This is a genomic window from Candidatus Electronema sp. TJ, from assembly GCF_048287355.1.
Lineage (GTDB): Bacteria > Desulfobacterota > Desulfobulbia > Desulfobulbales > Desulfobulbaceae > Electronema.
Genome location: NZ_JBLWEP010000033.1, coordinates 1 through 19144, shown reverse-complemented (window position 1 = coordinate 19144; position 19144 = coordinate 1). Strand labels below are relative to the sequence as shown.

The following is a 19144-nucleotide window of genomic DNA, read 5'->3' as shown; positions in this document are numbered from 1 at the left end:
TCATCCCGCCAGAAAACGCCTCGCCGCATTCCGCATCGCCTTGATGCGCTCAGAATTGCCTCGCTGCGTAACGCGGCGGCACGCTGCGGAGATTTTCACCGCGTTGATCAGCGCAGCGCGATGATGCCAAGCTCTTTGCCTTGCCGCGCTGCGCATCATGCCGCTGCGCTCATCATCTGCTTGCTGATTCAGCCTCTGCCGCAATGCGTTTCTCGGCATGACAATGCGCGGCGCGGCATTCCTCCGCATTCCGCAGCATCACAAAATATTTTGCATTATGGTGTTGATCGGCGTATCGTGCGGATGCTGTGCGCGGCAGCGGGCTGACCAATGCTGTGCGCAGATGAACAGCGGACCACACGCAAACCGGCATCGAAGCGGAGCTGACCAATCAGGAGCGCGGCAAAGAGCTGGAATATTGCGTCGCCGCTGTCAACAGATCAGGCAGAAGCCTGCCGAGCAACAGCGTGATGGCGGGGCTGTAATTTTTTTCTGTAGGGGCGAAAAATTTTTCGCCCCAGCAATGCCGACAAGGGCAAAAGATTTTTTGCCCCTACGCTGTCAGCCGCTGCGCAGCCTCTTTGTAACGGGCCGCTGTCTTCTCCACAATCTCCGCAGGCAGCGGCGGAGGCGGAGGCTGCTTGTTCCAGTCGAGCGAGGAGAGATAATCGCGCAGGAACTGCTTGTCAAAGCTCGGCTGGCCTTTGCCTGGCGCGTACTCGTCCACCGGCCAGAAACGGGAGGAATCCGGGGTCAGCACCTCGTCAATCAGAATCAGCTCGCCGTCCACCATGCCCAGCTCAAATTTGGTGTCAGCAATGATGATGCCTTTGCTCAGGGCGTATTCCGCCGCCTTTTCATAAAGCCGCAGGCTGATCGCCGCCATTTTCGCCGCAGTCTCTTTGCCAACTGTCTCTTCCATCTTGGCGAAAGAAATATTCTCATCGTGCAGGCCCTGCTCAGCTTTGGTGGAGGGCGTGAAGAGCGGCTGAGGAAACTTGTCGGATTCGCGCAGACCGGCTGGCAGCGCAAAGCCGCAGACCGTGGTGTTTTTCTTATACGCCGACCAGAAGGAGCCGGACAAATAACCCCGGACTATGCACTCAATCGGCATCACCTTGGTGCGGCGCACCAGCATGGAGCGGCCTTCCAGCTGCTGGCGGTATTGCTGGCAAATTGCCGGATATTGATCAACATCAGCGGAAAGCAGATGGTTGGGCACTATATCAGCCAGCAGCTTGAACCAGAACAGAGAAATGTCGGTCAGCACTTTGCCTTTGCCCGGCACCGGCTCGCTCATCACCACGTCGTACGCGGAAATCCGGTCTGTGGCGATGAGCAGCAATTTGTCAGCATGGCCGGGAATTTCGTACATATCGCGCACCTTGCCCCGGTGCAGCAGCGTCAGTTCCGGCAAATTGGTCTGAATGAGAGCGGCGTTGCTCATGGCGGAAAAAGGGGACTTGCGGTTAATGGAAAGGCGGCTGTCCTCCTGCATAACGTGTAGGGGCGAAAAATCTTTCGCCCCTACAGCGCACGGCCTCACGGGCAGATATGCAAAAGGTCTATCGCATTAAAGCTTCAGCTCTTTTTTCACTGCGGCGATGACTGCGTCGCTGCTGGTCGCTTCCACAGAGAGCAACATGCCTTCTTTCTTGTAGAAGCCGATCAGCGGGGCGGTTTTCTCGTTGTAGGTGGCGAGACGATGGCTGATCGCCGCTTCTGTCTCATCCTCGCGCTGCACAACCTTTGCGCCGCACTTGTCGCAGATGCCTGCCTGCTTCGGCGGGTTGGATTTGACGTTGTAAATTGCCTGGCACTTGGGATTCTCGCAGGTGCGGCGGGTGCAGAGGCGGTCGAGGATGATTTCTTTCGGCACGTCGATGCTCACAACGCAGTCAAGGCTGATGCCCAGCTTGACCAAGAGCTTCTTCAGCTCCTCAGCCTGCGGAATGGTGCGCGGGAAACCGTCGAGCAGAAAGCCTTTGGCGCAGTCCGGCTCTTGCAGGCGTTTCTCCATGATGCCCATGATCAGGGAATCCGGCACCAAGTCGCCGCGCTTCATGTAGCCTTCAGCCTCTTTGCCCAGCTCGGTTCCGGCCTGCACAGCCCCGCGCAGAATGTCGCCGGTGGAAATTTGCACAGAGCCGTCAATAGCGGTCAGCAATTTCGCGACCGTGCCTTTGCCTGCGCCGGGCGCGCCGAGAAGGATCAGTTTCATGGTGTTCTCCTTTATGCTGTGAAAAAAATGAAATGCCTGAGAGAGGACGGAGCGGTCTGCGTGGAACCAATCCGGCTGCCGCTCTGCCGGGCAGAAAAAGCAGACAGCATACACTATTGTGCGGCGGGATGGTAGAAGAAAAGCAGGGGAGGGCGGGAAAGTCTGTGCGCACCGCTCAGCGCAGGCTGAGGCAGAAGCTCGCTCTGCGGTGGAAATCCGGCTGCTGGCCGCAATGGCGCAAGGCCCAGAAGCTCTTCTGGCCAGTGCGGCGTTGAATGACCGCGCAGGCCGCCGCCTCAGCAGGCCGCGCAGCAGCGATGATGGCGGGCACGGCGAATTCGAGCGTCAGGGCATCAGGCTGACGCTCTGTCTGGCAGGGCAGGGCGGTGACGGCCTGCTCCTCGCGCATTCCTTCGCGACAGGCGGAAAAGGCGTAAACGTTCCAATCGCCAGAAGGCGCAAGGTTGATCTCCCAATACTGCGGCTGGCCTGCGGGCGCGATGAACAATTCAAAACAGGTCTGCTGCCAGAGCTGGTGCCGACGTGAAGGCGTAGCCGCCTGCTCCGGTTCTGGCAGCAAAACGTCCTCCAGCCTGCCGCGCAGCTCGTAACGGAGCAGCAGGCTGGAAGAGCGGCGGACTGCGCTGACAGTCAGCTCAAGACCGGCGGTCAGGCTGTCCGCAGCAAAAGGCTGGAGGCGGAAGCCTGCGCAGTCAGCAAAGGGCTGTTCCGAGCACATGCGCAGGCCCGCGCCTCATTCCATCTTGTAGCCGCACTTGAGGGTGGCGTGGAACGTGCAGCTCTGCTGCGGTGCCCAAGACGGCCCTTTATGATCCTCGCTGGCGATATTGTACAGCTCAACATCCTTCAGCGTCGGTCTGAGCTGGCCTCTGGTTTTTTTCCGCGTGATCCATTCCTCGCATTTGTCCCACGCCTCGTTTTTGATCCGGTTTTCGCCGCAGTTGGTGATTCCCGCCCCTTCAATGTCGATCAAAGACGACCAGCGCATGCCGTTGCTGTCCACAAACTCCGGCCCGTCGCCCTTGTTGAGCGGAACGCTTGGCTTGACAGTGCTGCTGGCCGCAGCAGGCACTGCCGCAGGCCTGTCCTGCGTGTGCAAACACTTCACCGCCGCCTCATAAGAGCAGCCTGTCTCCCCCAGCGGCTTCATCGTGAACCAGTACAGCTCAACGTTTTCAATCAGCGGGCTGCCGCCCAGCTCTGTCTTCTTCGCCGCCCACATTTCGCATTTTCTCCACACTTCGCTGCTGATTTTGTCAATGCCGCACGAGGGGAGATTTGCGCCTTTGATGCGCAGCAGCTTGGACCGCCCAAACTCGGCCCCGCTTTTCGGTGACGGCGGCGACGGCTTCGCAGCTGCGGCAACAACAGCTTTTTTCACTGCCGCCGGTTTTTTCGGCGGCGGAGTTTTCTTGGCTGCCGCATCGTCTGCGCATTGCCCGATAACCAACGTTTCTTTGTCATCCGAAGGCGGAGGGGCATCGCAGCCCGCGTCCGCGCCTGCCGACTTCAGCCGCCCCTTCAGTTGAAGCTTAGCCTTGCCCTCAATGGCATAGCCGCATTTCACATTGGCATGAAACGAGCATTTCAGCTGCGGGTCCCAAGATGTGCCTTTGTCTGTTTCAGTCGCTATGTTGTAGAGTTCTATATCTTTAACAACTTTTCCTTGCTCGCTTTTCGCCCACGCTTCACATTTGTCCCACGCCTCATTGGTGATGCGTTCCTTGCCGCAGTTGGTGGCTCCGGCACCTTTGATGGAAATCACTTCTGACCATTTCAGCTCCTCGCTGAATCCCTGCGGCGGCAACATGCAATATAAAGCAACGAAAGATGCGAACAGTATTTTTTTCATACGTTTCTCCCGATCTGGCGGCGCGGCGGTTTGCCCTGTGAATGGTAAATATATAGAGAGATTATATATAGAAAACTGCCGCTGGTCAAACCTTTTTCCGGCCTTCTGCGCGCTGCGGGAACGACTCGCCGCCCGCAGCGCGGCTGCGCATCAGCAGCCCGCCATCAGCTCAGTGCTCAGATAGCGCTCGCCGGTGTCCGGCAGCACAGTCACGATCAGCTTGCCTGCGTTCTCCGCTCTGGCCGCGATTTTTCTGGCCGCCGCCGCTGCCGCGCCCGAAGAAATGCCGCAGAGGATGCCTTCCTGCTTGGCCAGGCTGCGGGCCGCTTCCATCGCTTCGTCATTGCTGATCTGCACGATTTCGTCAATCAGGCTGGTGGCTAAAATTTTCGGCACAAAGCCTGCGCCGATGCCCTGAATCTTGTGCGGGCCGGGCTGACCGCCGGAAAGCACCGGCGAGGCGGCAGGCTCCACAGCGATCAGGCGCAGGGCGGGATTCTGCTCTTTCAAAAATTTGCCGACACCGCTGATCGTGCCGCCCGTGCCCACGCCTGCAACAAGAAAATCAACCCGCCCGTCGGTCTGCCGCCAGATTTCCGGCCCGGTGGTGCGATAGTGCATGGCCGGGTTGACCGGATTTTCAAACTGATTGGGCATCCAAGCGTTTTTGTTCTCTTGCAGCAGCTCCTGAGCGCGGGCGATGGCCCCTTTCATACCCAAGGGGCCGGGTGTCAGCACCAGCTCCGCGCCAAGATAGGTCAGCAGCTTGCGCCGTTCCAGGCTCATGGTTTCCGGCATGGCAAGAAGCAAACGGTATCCACGCGCGGCGCAGACAAAGGCGAGGCCGATGCCGGTATTGCCGGAGGTCGGCTCAACAATCAGCGTGTCCGGCCCGATCAGCCCGGCCTGCTCCGCCGCTTCAATCATTGCTGCCGCAACCCGGTCTTTGACGCTGCCGAGCGGATTGGCCGACTCCAGCTTGACCGCGATCTCCGCGCCGCAGCCTGAGCTGAAGCGGTTGAGCCGCACCAAAGGCGTGTTGCCGACACTGTCGGCCAAATCTTTACAGATTTCCATTGCCGTCTCCTTTGTCCTGATTGGTTTCGCCGTTCTTGCCGATGTAGACCAGCTCCGGCTGTTTGAGCAGCACCTTGGTGTCCGGGCCAACGCTTTTGGTCAGCCAGACATTGCCGCCGATGATGGAACGCGCTCCGATCACCGTTTCTCCGCCGAGGATGGTGGCATTGGCGTAAATGATCACGTCATCCTCGATAGTCGGGTGGCGCTTGACATGCTTGAGCTGCCTGCCCGCGCCTTTCGGCAGGGAAAGCGCGCCGAGGGTCACGCCCTGATACAGCCGCACCCGCCTGCCGATGGTGCTGGTCTCGCCGATCACCACGCCCGCGCCGTGATCAATGAAGAAGGATTCGCCGATCTCCGCGCCAGGATGGATGTCAATGGCGGTGCGGTGGTAGGCGTATTCGCTCATGATGCGCGGCAGCAGCGGCACTTCCAGCTCATACAGCCGGTGCGCCAGGCGGTACACCAGCACGGCGAACAGGCCGGGATAACTAAAAATAACCTCGTCGGCGTTGGCAGCTGCCGGGTCGCCTTCAAGGGCCGCGCTGATGTCGGTCTCCAGTGTTTCGCGGATCTGCGGCAGCGAGCGGATGAATGCGGCTGCCAGCTCGCCGCTCCGCTCGCCGCAGAGCGAGCAGGAATGACGGCGGCGGAAGCACTCGTGGCGGAGGGCGGAATTGAGCTGGTGGCTGAGATTTTTGTGGAACAGAGTGAGGTTGTGGCCGAGGTGATAGCCTAAGCTGGACGGGCTGGGTAGGGTCGAGCTGCTGAAATAGCCGGGAAAGAGGATGCGCTGGGCCTCCAAGATCAGCTCAATGGTCTCCCGCCGCGAGGGAATCTCCACCGGCTCGATATGGCTCGACCAGCGGCGGGAACTGAAGCCCTCGGCCAGCTTGCTCACCACCAAAGGAATGAAGTCGGATTCAGGCTCCGCGCAGAGCCGCACCTCAGAGGCGCAGCCGCATGGTTCTGGTGTTTTCTCAGCCATATGAACATGCTGGACAATTCATGAGTTGTTGCTCCCTGCAAGCTGCTGACAAGGAGTGCCTTGTATTTCTTTGAGCAGTTCCGCCGCCCAGTGGCGGACAGTTTCGTTCCGTGCATCTTCCTGACGAAGGATTTGTCTCAGGCATTCTTTTGCCCCTGGCCGGTCTACAAATCCCTCAAAAAGAATCCGCGCCTTGAGCAGCAGAGCCTCATCGTGTGCCGGCATCTGCTCAAGAATGAAATTGACCGTTTCCAATGCTTCTGCAAACTTCTCTTTTACTTTCAGATATCTTGCCTTGTCCATCTCGCCTGCCAGCCGCTCGCGCAATTTAGCAGGTCCACCGCTGCCGCCGCCGCACAGCATGACAAACCAGCTCGCCACCCGATCAGTGAGCAGCATCAAAGGAAACGGGAAGAGCGCATTAAGCGCAAAAGCCAAGGGCAGCGCAGGCCAGCCCATAAAAAAGAAGGCTATGCCGCCAAAGATGACGCAGGGAAATGTCAAGGCGAAAAAGATGCGCCAGTATTGGACACGGGCAAAAATATCAATGTCTTTCATCGCTGCTCCGTCTGCGTCAGAATGCCGAGCATGATCTCTTCCGCCGTTCCACCAAACAAGGCGGCACTGGGCAGAAAATGGAGCATCAGTCTGCATCTGCCATGCCGTTCTGCCGGATAATACTGCTCCAGCAGCGCGCTCCATGCCTTTTCATCAAAAGAGGCAGGAAAATCTGCGAGCAAATCCGATGCCGATAGACGGAATGCCGTCCGTTTGGCAAGAAAATCCTCCCCTGCCAGAATTGCGGGCAGCGGCACCGCAGCAACCGCTCGCGTTTCCCCGCCGCATTCCTCCAGCAGCAGCTCAAAGGCCTCCTGATCAGCGGTGACAAAAGCTCCTACAGGCGGCGGACTGCCAAGACTGTTCAGTGTGCGCCACGCTTTGAGGCGCAGGCGCGTCCGGCGGCTGTCCGGCGGTGCCTGCGCCGCGTGGTCTTGAACAGATTCGCCGTCCGCATCGCGCAATTGGCTAAGAATTTCCTGTTCACGACGGGCGATGCGGCATAGACTCTGCCGGAGCTCCTCCTCCTGCCGCGCAGCCAACTCGGCCAATTTCAAAACAAGCCGCGCCTGCCAGAGCGCGGCGGCCTGTCCGTCCCCGTCCTTCAGCCCGTTCTGTCCGGCCTGCCGCTGCACCGCGCTGATGATCGCGTTACTGCTTTCCGCCTCTCTATTGCCAGCCAAAGCAAGGGCGGCATAGTCGCCGGGCCGCTGCCGCAGCTCTGCGATCAGAGCGAGAAAACGCTCCCGTTCCGCTCCAAGCGGAGCCGGGCAATGAAAACGGAGCAGCCCTTGCACCAGCAGCGCGTCCGCAAACGGCGGCAGCTCCTCTGGGCCGGGTTGGCTGTTTTCCACCGGCAAGGTATGGACAGTCTCGACAAAAAACTGTACAAGAGGGAACAGTAGTCTGTCCTTGGGCAGGGTATCCGGGAAAATATTGACGATGTCAGCACGCATGCAATGAAAACCCTTCAAGAGAAAAGTACCTTTGCCGCCGCCGCCGCATTGTACCTGCTGCTGCATCTGCGAGGCGGCGCGACTACCGGGGAGATGTTGGCAGGTACGGTCATGCAGCTGCTGGTCACCGCGCCCTACGGCATCGGTTTCACGTGGATTCTCGTCCGCATGATCAAATATCTGCACCATGGCAGGAAATTGGCTTGGGACCGCGTCGCCCGGATTTTCTTCACGATCGGCATCTTCTTCGCCTTTTTCTTTGGCCTGCATGAATACGCCGGGCAGGCGGAGAAAGCGCGGCTCCAAGCCAGCCCGGAGCGGTCGGCAGCAGAGGCGGCAGCACCGCTCAGCGGCCTGCCAGCTGAATCAGCCGCTCAGTAACAGCGGCCATCGGCGTTTTAGAATATTCCGAAGTGATCGCGGCAATCTGCCGCCACATTTCCGGGACAGGCCGCCCCTCTTCCCATTCTTCCGGGCGGACGGTGTTGCGGGACTCCCACGACGGCAGGGCGCGTGCGCCTTGAGCCGGAGTCCAAAGAAAATCGGGATGAGCGTTCTGATACCACTCGCCGCCAATGATCTTGCCGGAAAAATCCAGCTCCAGATCGTAAAGATAAAGAACTTTCTCCGTTCGGTCGCGGTGCGGGCCATCCGGGGTATGCTGTGAAGGTGCGGTCTCGACAAGATATTCCACCTCCATCGCGATGCCGACGATGCTGTCGGTCTGCGCTCCCCGGTAAGCGGCGAGTTTGTCGCCGCTGAACTGCGCCTTGCGGACGGTGGCTTCGGCCAGCGAATTGACCGCCGCGCCGCTGGCCGGGTTGAAATAGCTGTAGCTGTAGGCCAGAACGGGTTGATTCCAGACTTCGTAATCATAGGTCGCGTCCATGACCATGCTGCGCTGGGACGCACCGATCTGATTGACCATCGCCAGATGCCAAGTGCCGGGGTTGGTGTCAAAACAGTTTTGGGCAAGTATGCGTCCGGTCTTCGGATCGGTCTGCGGATTTGTGTCATTGCAGCGTCCGCCGATGAATTTGGCCTTCGGGCTGACCTTGGCCCAGAGCAGCGAGGCCAAGGCTTTGATGTCGGAAGGGAAGAACGTCAGCCGCGTCTGTCCGTCAGCAGCCAGGACTGTGACCGCATTGACGGGCCTCGGCAGCATGTAGGCCGCAGGCGCCCAGCCGTGGCATATGCCCATCCATATTTCCACCTGTCCGCTCTGCTCGTAGTAGCCTCTGCCTTCCTCCCACATCTGCTTGGTCAGCGAGAACTGCCGGTCGCCGACCAAAATGTCGTATTTCTCTGAAGGCGAAAGCCGGTTGACCGCGTTCTGGTCGCCGCCCGCGAGCACAGCCGCCGCCGGGTTGCGCTGGATGAAATCGAAATTCACCTTCCAGTCAGTGGAGTTGGGAAAATTGCTGCCGACAGCGTAGCGCTTGCCCAGCACGCCGAGATACAGTGCCCAGTAGTCGTCCGACCACGGCTGCTCAGGCAGCCGTGCTTGCAGCAGGCCGTTGTTCTCCATGCTCTGCAAGCCGGTGCAGCTGTAGGTGTCAACAAGACGGTCGGCGCGGTCATTGTCTGAAAAAAGTGCTCTGGCACGCTCATCCAGCTCGCCAGAATCAGCCGCCTGCTTGCGCAGCAGGTCTCGGGCTGCAACATAATCATGCCGCTCCAGCGCGGCTTGGTCAAAGTGCGGAGCGGCGCAGTCCGAACCGCCCGGCGACACATTTTTCTTTGCAGGCCGCTGGTTCATAAATGCGGCGGGATCGCTGTGGAACGCCTTCAGCTCCGCGTTGATCTGGTCGTGCAGCTCTTGAGACATGATTTTTCTCCTTTGGCGGATGGGATGAAAACTCTGGTCAGTCAGGGCGATGTTCAGGAAGCGTTATAGCACAGGATAGACCATTTTGGAAGGCTTGCGGTTTTCTGCTGACTCGAGCCTTTCTTCCTCACCTCTCCAGCGACCACATCAAATCCGCGCCGGTGGTTTTGGCTGTGGTTTCGCTCTCCACGGAAAAGCCGTATTTCAGGTCATAACGCGCCTTGAAGGAACCGCCCTCGCCGGTGAGATCCTTGCCGTAGCTGATGTAGAGGTCTTTGTAGATCTCCTTGCCCATAACTAAGGAGACATCGGAAGCATCCTTGCCGCCGCCAATGCTCACATCAAGGAAGTCCTCCATGTCTATGGCCGCAAGCGGGTTGACCGACTTGAGCAGCGCGCCGCCGCCCACTTTGCTCAGGGCCGCTGCGGCGGGCGAGAGCGCGGCCTCGCGGCTGCTGCTGGACATGCTGTTCTGGCCGGAGAGCAGCCAGGAGAGGATTTCCGAGTCCTGCATCGGCGTGTCGGAGAAGAGCTTGATGTTCATGTCATCCACGCTGCCGGTGAGGTGGATGCCCGCCTCGACCTTGTTCACGGTCTTGGAGGCGCGGATGTCCAAACCGGGCTGGTCAATCGGGCCGCCCTGATAGAAGATGCGGCCCTCGTTGAGTTGGAGGGCGACTCCTTCAAAGTCCACCGAAGCGTCACGGAGATAAATCGCGCCAAGCGCGGTGACGGTCTGCTCCGGCTTGGCACTGATCTTCAGGCCGCCGTCGAGGAAGCCTCTGAAGCCGAAGGCATCCACCGCAACGTCCCTGCCCAGCTCCAAGGCCAGCGAGGCGGAGAAGGGCAGGCTGTTAGCCGCCGGGCCGTCCCCGCCGTCCACCATCACCACATCTTTGGACGAGGAGACCGCGCCGCTGAAGCCCTTCGGGGCGATCCGCGCCTTGGGCACGGCAATCGTGCCGCTGAGCACCGTGCCTTTGCCGCTGTGTTGCAGCTTGAGGTCCGGGCTGATCAGCACGTTGTATTCCGGCAGCGCGGCGGCTTGGAAATTCTCGCCGGTGATGCTGAATGCCGCCTCCAGCTCCGGCTTCTCCAGGCTGCGGCTGACCACGCCCTGCGCCCGCAGCTGGCCCGGCCCGGAGCGGACAGCAAGATCAAACTGATTGCGGCTGCCGTCACCGGCCACAGCCAGCCGCAGTGCCCTCAGGTCAATGCCTGCCGCAGGGACATGAATCCTGCCCTCGCCGCTCAGTCCCTGCTTCAGGGCGAGCAGGCCGTCCAGCTCAGGCTTGGCCGCTGTGCCGCGCAGAGCGACTGTGCCGCCGAAGCCGCCCTGGGGCTGCACCGCATAGCCGGTGAGCTGGGTCAGCGGGGCAATATCCATGATGTTGATCACCGCCTTGCCGGAGAGCGGCATCTGCTCCGGCTGGCGGAAGTCGCCGCAGTTGCTGGCGGTCGCATCCAGCGTGGCTGTGCTGCCGTCCTGAAACGTGGTCCGCGCAGTCAGATGAAGAGTGTCGTTCTTCAGTTTGGCGGCTATTTGGTTGTCCCGCCACCGCCACGTGGTCTTGCCGTCATTCTCGTCGTAGTTCTCCGCCGTCAGGGCCAGTTCCGGCAGGGAGACGGTCAGCTCGGCCTGCTGCGGCACTGCGCCCGCGCTCTGCGCCGCCGCGCTCACGGCCAGCACCCCTTGCATTGCCGGGAAGCTCTCCGGCACAGGCAGCTGCCACTTCTTCAGCAGGTCAAGCGAGAGCTGCTCCAGCTCGGCCTGCGCCTGCCAGCCCGCGCCCTGCTGCCACGAGCCGCTGACTGCCGCCCGCACCTTGTCCTGCGCCAGGGCAAAGCCGGAGAGCGAGCAGCGTTGCGCCGACAGGAGCAGATCAGCGGGCCGCGCGGTCTTCCACGTGCCGAACTGCTTGTTCTCCAGCTCCATCTCCGCCAGCTGGCCCTGCCACTGCTGCTCCTGCCAGCCGCCCGCAGCGGCCAGCCGCAGCGTGCCCGGACTGCCTGCAACAGCAAGGTCGAGGCGGTGCTGCGCCGCGCTGCCTTTGAGCAGCAGACTGGCGGTGCTGATCTGCTCCTGCTTGGCTTGGAGGCCCTTGGCCTGAATGTCGGCATCCACCTGCCCGCTGGGCGACACATCCGCCTTGACCGCAGCCTTCAGCTCCTTCAGACTGTAGTCTTGGAAGCGCAGCTTGGAGCCGCTGGCGGTCAGGCTGAGGGCAGGCTGCTGCGCTGTGCCGCTGACCGCGCCCTCAAGCTGAAAGCTGCCTGCTGCTGCCGGAGCAAGGCTGGCCAGGTTGTCCGAGCCAGCCTTGAAGCTGAGGGCCAGTGCCTGCTTGATGTCCGCTGTGCCGCTGGCCTGAACAAAGGTGGAGCCGGAGTGCAGGCGCAGCCCGTCCACGGTCACGGTCGTGCCGTCGAAAGCCGCCTTGCCGCTGCCTTGCAAGGGAAAGCCGCGTAGGCTACCGTCCAGCTTGTCAATCTGCACCGCAGCGGCCAGCTTCTCAGCCGTCCTGCTGCCTTGGCTGCGCAGTTCAGCGTTGATCGCGCCGGGCCAGTCAGGGGCGAGCAAACCGGGATCAAGCCCTGCCGCCTTCAGTTCCGCCTGCCAGCTCAGGCCGTTCTTCCAGCCAAGGCTGCCGCGTAGCTGCAAGGCCGCCTTGCCGTCCGCGAGAACACTGATCTCCTGCGCGGTCAAGCCGCCGCCGCTGTCTGTCAGCGAGGCAGCCGCCGTGACCTCCAGCGCGGAGAGGGCATGATTGCGGAACTTGAGCTGCGAGCCATTGACATGCAGGGTGACAGCCGCATTCTCAGCCGGGCCGGCGGCACTGCCTTCGAGCTTTAACGAGCCGCCCGCCTCCGGGGTGAAGGCGGCCAGATCAGCCGCCTCGGCCTGCACGCTCAGGCTGATCTGCTTGGCCGCGTCCGCTGTGCCGCTGATCCGCGCCTTGGCAAGAGCGGAGTCCAGTTCCAGCCCGTCTATGGTCAGCTTTTTATCTGCCAGTGCCAGCTTGCCGCCAAGGCTGAAGGGCTGACCGCGCAGCTCGCCTTGCACGCCATCCAAATGCAGCTCCAGCGACTGCTTCCCGGCAGCGAGCAGCCCGCTGCTGCGCACGTGGCCATTGATCTTTCCCGGCCAGTCGGCAGCGGCAAGGGCAGGGTCTATGTCCTTGGCCGCCAGCTCGGCCTGCCAGGAGAAGCCGCCTTTCCAGCGCATCCTGCCGCGCAGGGTCAGCTCGGAGGCCTCATGCCGCACTGTAAGGTAATCAACAGCAAGGCCGGTGTAGTCCGCCGCCTCCACTTTGGCCTCAGCCTGCACCGTGGGATAACCCTCGTGATGTATCTCTGCGGCCACTGTGCCGCGATAGCTCTTGACCGTGCCCGAAGCCTCGACGATGCGCAGCGTGCCATCCACTGGCACATTTATCTTGAGATCGCTGAGGCGGAAGTGGCCGCTCTCCGCTGCGGCCCGCCAATGCAGCTCATTGAAGATGTCTGTGACCTGCCCTTGCAGGGTCACTTTGGCCGGGCTGGTCATGGTCGCCTGCACTGCCGCCTTGCTGAAATCACCCTGCGCGGCCAACGTGCCGACAAGCTTGTTGATGCCATGATCCGGCACGCTCCAGCTGCCGCCCGCCTGCACCGGCCACGCCCCGGTGAAGCGCACCTTGCCGCTCAAGTCCGCGCCGAACTGCGAGGTGTCCGCGTGCAGGCGCAGCACCTCGGCGTGATCATCCTGCGCCGCCGCCTGCGCAACAGCCTCATGGATGACCAGCGCATCCTCGCCGTCATCCGCCACAATCTTGCTCGCGGCAACCCGCAGCTCGTCTATGCGCACCCCCAGCGGCAGGCTGAGTTCCGGCAGCACAATGCGCTTGCGCACCTTCCTCTCCTTCTTTGGGGAATCGAGAATACGGACAGTCAGACCTGTTGCGGCGGCCTTGTTGACATGCAGCGTGCGCTCTTGGAACAAGGCCAGCGGCTGCCAGCTGAAGCTGAAGTCCCTGACCGTGATCTCAACCTCGTCCTTGACATGGATGCGGACATCGCCCAGCCGCCAGCGGTCAAGCAGGCGGCCCTGCGCCTCTTCAGCGGAGAAGTATGGCCCGGCCAGCTGCCCGGCTGTGCGGACAAGCAGCTCCAAGCCGTGCTCGGTGCCGATGAGAAAGGCGAGGCTGGCTGAGATGAGAAGGAGGCAGGTAAGGCCGCAGAGGGTAAGGCGGCGCAGCCAGCGGCGGAAGGCTGAGACTGCGGGCGCAGGAGCAGGCGGCTGCGCCGTCTCAGTCGTTGAAGACATAGTTCGCCGCTGTGACGCGGCCCGCCGAGCCGCGCTGCTCAAAGCGGGTGCGGCAGGATACGCACGTGGTCAGCGGATTCTCCTCGGCTGCGTGCTGGAAGGACATGGCGGTTCGCTGTGGAAATGAGGGCGGACGACAGCGGCAGGCGCTGCCCGCCCGCATGAGTGTACCTGTCCGCACGTTTTTTATCAAGCGGACAGTCGCTGAAGTTCCAGCATAATGGAACTCAGAGTTGCAACCTAATGGAACTGTGAGTTGCAACCTAATGGAACGGAGGGTTGCAACCTAATGGAACTCAGCGTTGCAACGTAATGGAACTGCGAGTTGCAACGTAATGGAACTGCGAGTTGCATTATAATGGAACTTAGAGTTGCAACGTAATGGAACTCAGGGTTCCAGCATAGGGCGAAAGATTTTTCGCCCGTACGGCACGCGGCATTTCATTGTAGGGGCAAAAAAACTTTTGCCCTGGCTGGCACCAAGCAAGTCAGCGGGCTTGTCTCACAAGTCCGCGCCCAAGGTGATGTGCAGGCGGATTGAGAAGCCGCCTTCCGAGACAGGATCGGCGAGATCAAGGCGTATCTGCCCAAAGGGGAGGGTCATGCGCGCGCCGATGCCTATGCCCTGCTGCAAGTCAGCGTCAATGTTGTCGTAGGCGTTGCCGATGTCGTAGAAGACTGCCGCGCTCCAGATGCCGGAGAGCTTGCGCTCCAGCTCGATGCTGCCTTCGGTGAGATACTGCCCGCCGACGACGCGGCCTGAATTGTCCTGCGGGCCAAGCGACTTGTAGGCGTAGCCGCGCACGGACTGATCTCCGCCCGCGTAGAAGCGCAGAGACGGCGGCAGCTCGTTGATCGAGTCCATCATCGTCGCCCCGAAGCTGCCCCTGCCAATCAGCCGCCACTTGTCCAGCGGGCTGAAGACCGCCTTGCCTCCGACGCGGAACTGGACAAAGCTGGTGCTGCCCAAGTAGGGAGCCTGCGCGGCCCGGACGCTGCCGCCGACGCGGATGCCGTGCTCGGTGTTGACGCGGTTCTCCGCAAAGATGAGGGTGAGGAAGGCGTTGGGCATCAGCAGCCAGGTGCTGTCCTCCTCGCGGCCGCCGACGGTGTAGCTCTCGTGCAGATACTCCAGCCCGGCACCGAACTGGTAGTTCGGAGAGCTGTGCTTGAGCGCCGCGCCGAGCGTGTGCTGGCTGATCTCAGTGTCTTCCCAGCTCTCCTCCGAATAGAGGGTGTCAAAGCTGAGGGTGTCGTAGCGCAGGTCGAGAAGGGGCAGGGGGATCTCGTAGCCGCCTGCGGCTTTGCTGCCTTTCTCGGCCAGCTGGATGTTGAACGAGGGCTTGTGCCCCAGCCTGTTGATCATCCGGTTCTTCCAGCCGACGTTGCCCCGCGCGCCGGTGTCGGTGCCGTAGCCCAGGCCGAAGCTGTAGCGGTTCTTGGGGGCAGGGGAGAGATGCAGCTCGACCGGCACTTCCTCCCGCGTCTCATCCGCCGCTGGCAGCTTCGGCTCCACCGTCACCTGACTGAAGTAGCCCGTGGCGTAGAGGTCGCTTTGCAGGCGGTTGAGGGCGTTCACAGAATAGACCTCGCCGGGCTGGTAAGGGACATAGCGTTGCAGCAGCTCCGGCTTGAGGATCAGGCTGCTGCTGGAGGTCTCGCCGAAGATGTGCAGCGGCCCGGTCTCCAAGCGCAGGAGGACAGCCGCCGTGCCTGCTTTGGCCCGCACCTCGACCCGGCTTTCGCTGAACTTGGCCAGGATGTAGCCTGCGGCGAAGGCCTTGGCCAGGATGCTCTTCTTGCCCTTCTCGTAGGCCGCGTCGTTGAGCTGGCTGCCGGGCTGGAGCGGGAAGCCTGCTTGCAGGTTCTTCAGGGCCTCATGCGCCTTGCCCGGCCCGCTGATCTCGATGCGCACGCTGTCCACCCGCACCGGCGGCCCGGCCTCGATCTCGTACACCGCCTGCCAGCCCTGGCCGTGTTTCTCCAGCAGGCCATGCCCCTTGTTGTTGTTGACTTCGGCGGCGTAATAGCCAAAGGGCCGGAGCGCGGCGGCAATCTGCTCCGGGGCTTTCTTGTGCAGCCGCCGGAGCTGGCCGGTGCTGAGCTGGGCGGCCTCCTGCTGCTGAGCAATGGAGAGGCTGGCGAGAATGTTCTTGTGCAAATCGCCGTCAACACCCCGGACGATGACCGTGACCGGGGCGGCGAAGGCGGCGGAAGGCAGGAGCAGAATGGAGAGCAGCCAGAGATGTCGGAAGAATGCGGCCATGCGGCGTGGAGCGGTGACAGCCTTTACTGCGCCCCGGTCAATGCGCGGAGGAACGCAGCGTCATGCTCCATTGTAAAACATTTCAGCAGGTCGATGTCAATATCCTGTTTGGTCTTCAGCGGCGGGCGGTACTGCTTCACTAAGAGCGAGACGCGCTCGTACTCTTCCGCCGAATTTGAGCCAAGCTCGACCATGCCGCTGGAGATGCCCCGAATGTCCTTCAGGTCATAGCCTTTCTTGCTGAAGTACCAGTAGAGGCAGCTGGCTTTGGCAAAGTCTATCAGCTCGGCCCGAAGCCGAATCGCGGGCTGCTTCCCCGCAGGAACGCAGGAACTAAGCAGCAGCACTGCGCAGCACCGCAGCAGGCATGTTCTCACTGCGCGCCTCCCTGCGGCGGAGCCGTCTGAGCTGCTGTCTGCGTCTGTTCAGCCGTGTCAGCTTCGGCCTCCCAGAAAAGCACTTTGTGCGCGACATCATCATAGCCATGCCACAGGCAGGCGGAACCGTCCCAGAGGTCGGCATGACCAGTGGCATCAGCCCAGCCTTGCACCTCGAAGACGATGATGCCCTTACGCCCGGCAATCTTCTGCAAGTGCTCCTCGGGCAGGTATTCCTCCGGCTTGCCGTACCGCTCGGTCAAGTGCTTGACCAGCATCTTCACCCGGAAGATATACCATTTTCCATCCGCGCCTGAGGAGACCTGCGCCTGCACTTTGCCTTTCGGCCATTCAGCCCGGAAGAACGGCAGCTCATGCTCCTTGCCGGAGGCGTTCAGCGCGACGGATATTCTTGAGGAGCAGGCATTGCTGAACACGCCGATCTGGTAATTGTAAAAGACCTTGCCGCCGATGGCTTGAAAGACTTCTCCGGCTGGCTTGGCGGGAAACTTCGCTTGCAGAATGTTCCAGTGCGGCAGCTTCATGATGTTCCTCCTGAGAGTGGATGTGCCAAACGAGCCGGGACGCGCAGAAGATCCCCCTGCGCCCGCTGCTTATGCCCCGCAGATCTTGTCCCCGGCAATATCTTTGCAAACGCCGCCGCAGATGGATCTCAGCCGCAAAACAGTTCCAAAAGCAGCACCTCGCAGACCAAAGTGCGGCTGCAATTTCTCGCCAAGTCGCTGCGGGCGGCCTCAACATGTTCCAGCATAGCGGAAAGCCGCTGCGAACTCCAGCGTTCTTGCGCCGCAAGCGCATGATCATCCTGAGCCTTCCTGCCGCAGAGCGCGGCGGTCATGACTTCTTTGAAAAAAAGACTGAGCAGGTCGAGAACGTGGTTCAGGTCGTCCTTGAGTTCCGCCAGCCGCCCGGCCAGAGCAAGAGCCTGCTCGACCGCCACAGCCTCGCTGGCGGCTCCGGCCAGCAGCGCGTCCAAGCATTCCTTGTGCAGGCTGAGGGCCTCGCTGTCCCGCAGCGCGTCGGCGCGGCCCGGACAGCCGCCGGAGAGCTTGGTCAGCAGCCGCGCCTCATCCGGGGCCAGCTGCGGATGCGTCTGCCGGATGACCTGCGCAGTCTGCTCATCGGTCAGCGGGACAAAAGGGATGACTTGACAGCGCGAGACAATGGTCTCCAGCATCGGCTCCGCGTCTGAGGCGACGAGCAGGAGGATGTTGTCCGGCGGCGGCTCCTCCAGCAGCTTGAGCAGGCTGTTGCCCGCCTCGCGGCCCATGCTCTGCGCGTCTTCGATGATCACCGCCCGCATTCCCCGCTCAAAGGGCGGAAAGGTCAGAGCCTTTTTCAGCTCGCGGATCTGGTTGATCTTGATGCCCGCGCCTTCAGGTTGGAGCAGAAGGAAATCAGGATGGCTGCCTGCGGCGAGTTTCCGGCAGCCGGGACACTGGCCGCAGGGCGGGCCGCCGCCTGTCTGGACGCAGAGCAGCTTGGCGGCCAAGGCGCGGGCGACTGTGCTTTTGCCAACGCCTTCTGGCCCGGTGAAAAGATAGCCGTGCGCCAGCCTTCCGCCGTTTAAGGCGCGGCGGAGCAAGCTCAGTGCTTTGGTCTGGCCGATGATCTGGGAAAAGGGCATGTCGTCTGGAAGGATGCTGAACAGGGATGGCCGGTCAAAAGCTGACAAAAAACAATGCCATTTTCCGCCGGAAAAGGGAACCAGAAAAAGCTGCCTCAGGTGGTTCCGCCGCCGCCGCGCCCTCCGCCGGTCCGCCCTTCTTTTTCATTGACAAATACGGGGTATGCGTTTAAGTTCCCATGCTGAGAAACAGCAATTGAGCAGGCGGCCCGGCCTCCTCTGAGATGACCGCCGCGCCCCTGTCGCAGATTACAGCAGTCACAGTTCTGATTTTATTCAATCTCATTCCCTTTAGAGGAGGTACACCCGATGGCAAAGCACGCTACGCCGTTGCTGGACGAACTGGAGAAAGGCCCATGGCCGAGTTTCGTCACCGACATGAAGCGGCAGGCAGAGACTCACCCGGAATGCTGGGACATCCTCGGCCAGCTCGAGCTGTCCTACAAGGACAAAATCACCCACTGGAAGCACGGCGGCATTGTCGGCGTGTTCGGCTACGGCGGCGGCATCGTTGGCCGTTACTCGGATGTGCCGCATCTCTTCCCTGGCGTTGAGCACTTCCACACTGTCCGCATCGCCCAGCCTTCTGGTCTGTACTATTCGACCAAGAACCTGCGCGCCCTGATGGATCTGTGGGACAAGTACGGCTCCGGCATGACCAACATGCACGGCTCCACCGGCGACATGATCTTCCTCGGCACACGCACCGAGAATCTGGAGCCGCTGTTCTGGGATCTGACGCACAATCTGGAGCAGGATCTGGGCGGCTCCGGCTCCAACCTGCGCACCCCGTCCTGCTGCTTGGGCGAGTCCCGCTGCGAGTGGGCCTGCTACGACGCGCAGGACATCTGCCACCACCTGACCATGCACTATCAGGACGAGATCCACCGTCCTGCCTTCCCCTACAAGTTCAAGTTCAAATTCTCCGCCTGCCCGAACGACTGCGTGGCCTCCATCGCCCGTTCCGACTTTGCTCTGATCGGCACATGGAAGGACGACATCCGCATTGATCAGGCGGCGGTGAAGGAGTACATCGCGGGCAACTA

At 61.3% G+C, this 19144-nt stretch carries 16 protein-coding genes and 1 pseudogene; 2 read left to right on the top strand and 15 right to left on the bottom strand.

The features are described 5' to 3' along the window. Positions 1–553 precede the first annotated feature (553 nt). From ACNKID_RS04165 to ACNKID_RS04130, 8 genes are all read right to left on the bottom strand, one after another. A complete protein-coding gene (locus tag ACNKID_RS04165; RefSeq protein ID WP_417912178.1) occupies positions 554–1447 on the bottom strand; it encodes a phosphoribosylaminoimidazolesuccinocarboxamide synthase in 894 nt (297 codons plus the stop codon). Between the two features lie 126 nt (positions 1448–1573). Then, positions 1574–2221 carry an adenylate kinase gene (locus ACNKID_RS04160; protein ID WP_417912177.1) on the bottom strand — a complete coding sequence of 216 codons (648 nt, stop codon included), beginning with the start codon at positions 2219–2221 and terminating at the stop codon, positions 1574–1576. A gap of 175 nt (positions 2222–2396) precedes the next feature. Beyond that, positions 2397–2960 (bottom strand): DOMON-like domain-containing protein, encoded by a 564-nt coding sequence (locus ACNKID_RS04155; protein ID WP_417912176.1) that lies wholly within the window; start codon positions 2958–2960, stop codon positions 2397–2399. A gap of 15 nt (positions 2961–2975) precedes the next feature. Further along, a complete protein-coding gene (locus tag ACNKID_RS04150; protein WP_417912175.1) occupies positions 2976–4094 on the bottom strand; it encodes a hypothetical protein in 1119 nt (372 codons plus the stop codon). Between the two features lie 150 nt (positions 4095–4244). Next, positions 4245–5171, bottom strand: a complete 927-nt coding sequence (gene cysK, locus ACNKID_RS04145) for a cysteine synthase A (protein ID WP_417912174.1) — start codon at positions 5169–5171, stop codon at positions 4245–4247. Next, complete coding sequence (epsC, locus tag ACNKID_RS04140; RefSeq protein ID WP_417912173.1) at positions 5158–6162, bottom strand: serine O-acetyltransferase EpsC; 1005 nt, start codon at positions 6160–6162, stop codon at positions 5158–5160. The genes cysK and epsC overlap by 14 nt, the downstream gene beginning before the upstream one ends. A gap of 18 nt (positions 6163–6180) precedes the next feature. Then, positions 6181–6720: a hypothetical protein gene (locus ACNKID_RS04135; RefSeq protein ID WP_417912172.1), complete on the bottom strand. Its 540-nt coding sequence runs from the start codon at positions 6718–6720 to the stop codon at positions 6181–6183. Then, positions 6717–7676, bottom strand: a complete 960-nt coding sequence (locus ACNKID_RS04130; protein WP_417912171.1) for a hypothetical protein — start codon at positions 7674–7676, stop codon at positions 6717–6719. The genes ACNKID_RS04135 and ACNKID_RS04130 overlap by 4 nt, the downstream gene beginning before the upstream one ends. Before the next feature lie 3 nt (positions 7677–7679). On the opposite strand from ACNKID_RS04130, the gene ACNKID_RS04125 reads away from it, so the two are divergent. Beyond that, positions 7680–8057 (top strand): hypothetical protein, encoded by a 378-nt coding sequence (locus ACNKID_RS04125; RefSeq protein WP_417912170.1) that lies wholly within the window; start codon positions 7680–7682, stop codon positions 8055–8057. Here ACNKID_RS04125 and ACNKID_RS04120 read toward each other — a convergent pair. The 7 genes from ACNKID_RS04120 to holB form a co-directional block, all read right to left on the bottom strand. Beyond that, positions 8023–9504: a hypothetical protein gene (locus ACNKID_RS04120; protein WP_417912169.1), complete on the bottom strand. Its 1482-nt coding sequence runs from the start codon at positions 9502–9504 to the stop codon at positions 8023–8025. The genes ACNKID_RS04125 and ACNKID_RS04120 overlap by 35 nt on opposite strands. A 127-nt stretch (positions 9505–9631) precedes the next feature. Continuing rightward, the gene (locus ACNKID_RS04115) at positions 9632–13807 is read right to left on the bottom strand and encodes a translocation/assembly module TamB domain-containing protein (RefSeq protein ID WP_417912168.1); all 4176 of its coding nucleotides are present in this window, start codon (positions 13805–13807) and stop codon (positions 9632–9634) included. After that, the gene (locus ACNKID_RS04110) at positions 13791–13913 is read right to left on the bottom strand and encodes a hypothetical protein (protein WP_417912167.1); all 123 of its coding nucleotides are present in this window, start codon (positions 13911–13913) and stop codon (positions 13791–13793) included. The genes ACNKID_RS04115 and ACNKID_RS04110 overlap by 17 nt, the downstream gene beginning before the upstream one ends. Before the next feature lie 396 nt (positions 13914–14309). Then, a complete protein-coding gene (locus ACNKID_RS04105) occupies positions 14310–16073 on the bottom strand; it encodes an autotransporter assembly complex protein TamA (RefSeq protein ID WP_417912166.1) in 1764 nt (587 codons plus the stop codon). Between the two features lie 23 nt (positions 16074–16096). Then, a complete protein-coding gene (locus tag ACNKID_RS04100; RefSeq protein WP_417912165.1) occupies positions 16097–16450 on the bottom strand; it encodes a hypothetical protein in 354 nt (117 codons plus the stop codon). Beyond that, entirely contained in the window at positions 16447–16995 is a 549-nt protein-coding gene (locus tag ACNKID_RS04095) for a type VI secretion system amidase effector protein Tae4 (protein ID WP_417912164.1), read from the bottom strand. The genes ACNKID_RS04100 and ACNKID_RS04095 overlap by 4 nt, the downstream gene beginning before the upstream one ends. A 128-nt stretch (positions 16996–17123) precedes the next feature. Next, complete coding sequence (holB, locus tag ACNKID_RS04090; RefSeq protein ID WP_417912163.1) at positions 17124–18098, bottom strand: DNA polymerase III subunit delta'; 975 nt, start codon at positions 18096–18098, stop codon at positions 17124–17126. A gap of 309 nt (positions 18099–18407) precedes the next feature. Here holB and ACNKID_RS04085 point away from each other — a divergent pair. Then, positions 18408–19144 (top strand): annotated as a pseudogene (locus ACNKID_RS04085) (sulfite reductase, dissimilatory-type subunit alpha); the annotation flags it as partial.

Excerpts from the sequence above, each read along its gene's own strand:
- ACNKID_RS04165 (WP_417912178.1), bottom strand. The coding sequence starts at position 1,447 with ATGAGCAACGCCGCTCTCATTCAGACCAATTTGCCGGAACTGACGCTG.
- ACNKID_RS04160 (WP_417912177.1), bottom strand. The coding sequence starts at position 2,221 with ATGAAACTGATCCTTCTCGGCGCGCCCGGCGCAGGCAAAGGCACGGTC.
- ACNKID_RS04155 (WP_417912176.1), bottom strand. The coding sequence starts at position 2,960 with ATGTGCTCGGAACAGCCCTTTGCTGACTGCGCAGGCTTCCGCCTCCAG.
- ACNKID_RS04150 (WP_417912175.1), bottom strand. The coding sequence starts at position 4,094 with ATGAAAAAAATACTGTTCGCATCTTTCGTTGCTTTATATTGCATGTTG.
- cysK (WP_417912174.1), bottom strand. The coding sequence starts at position 5,171 with ATGGAAATCTGTAAAGATTTGGCCGACAGTGTCGGCAACACGCCTTTG.
- epsC (WP_417912173.1), bottom strand. The coding sequence starts at position 6,162 with ATGGCTGAGAAAACACCAGAACCATGCGGCTGCGCCTCTGAGGTGCGG.
- ACNKID_RS04135 (WP_417912172.1), bottom strand. The coding sequence starts at position 6,720 with ATGAAAGACATTGATATTTTTGCCCGTGTCCAATACTGGCGCATCTTT.
- ACNKID_RS04130 (WP_417912171.1), bottom strand. The coding sequence starts at position 7,676 with ATGCGTGCTGACATCGTCAATATTTTCCCGGATACCCTGCCCAAGGAC.
- ACNKID_RS04125 (WP_417912170.1), top strand. The coding sequence starts at position 7,680 with ATGAAAACCCTTCAAGAGAAAAGTACCTTTGCCGCCGCCGCCGCATTG.
- ACNKID_RS04120 (WP_417912169.1), bottom strand. The coding sequence starts at position 9,504 with ATGTCTCAAGAGCTGCACGACCAGATCAACGCGGAGCTGAAGGCGTTC.
- ACNKID_RS04115 (WP_417912168.1), bottom strand. The coding sequence starts at position 13,807 with ATGTCTTCAACGACTGAGACGGCGCAGCCGCCTGCTCCTGCGCCCGCA.
- ACNKID_RS04110 (WP_417912167.1), bottom strand. The coding sequence starts at position 13,913 with ATGTCCTTCCAGCACGCAGCCGAGGAGAATCCGCTGACCACGTGCGTA.
- ACNKID_RS04105 (WP_417912166.1), bottom strand. The coding sequence starts at position 16,073 with ATGGCCGCATTCTTCCGACATCTCTGGCTGCTCTCCATTCTGCTCCTG.
- ACNKID_RS04095 (WP_417912164.1), bottom strand. The coding sequence starts at position 16,995 with ATGAAGCTGCCGCACTGGAACATTCTGCAAGCGAAGTTTCCCGCCAAG.
- holB (WP_417912163.1), bottom strand. The coding sequence starts at position 18,098 with ATGCCCTTTTCCCAGATCATCGGCCAGACCAAAGCACTGAGCTTGCTC.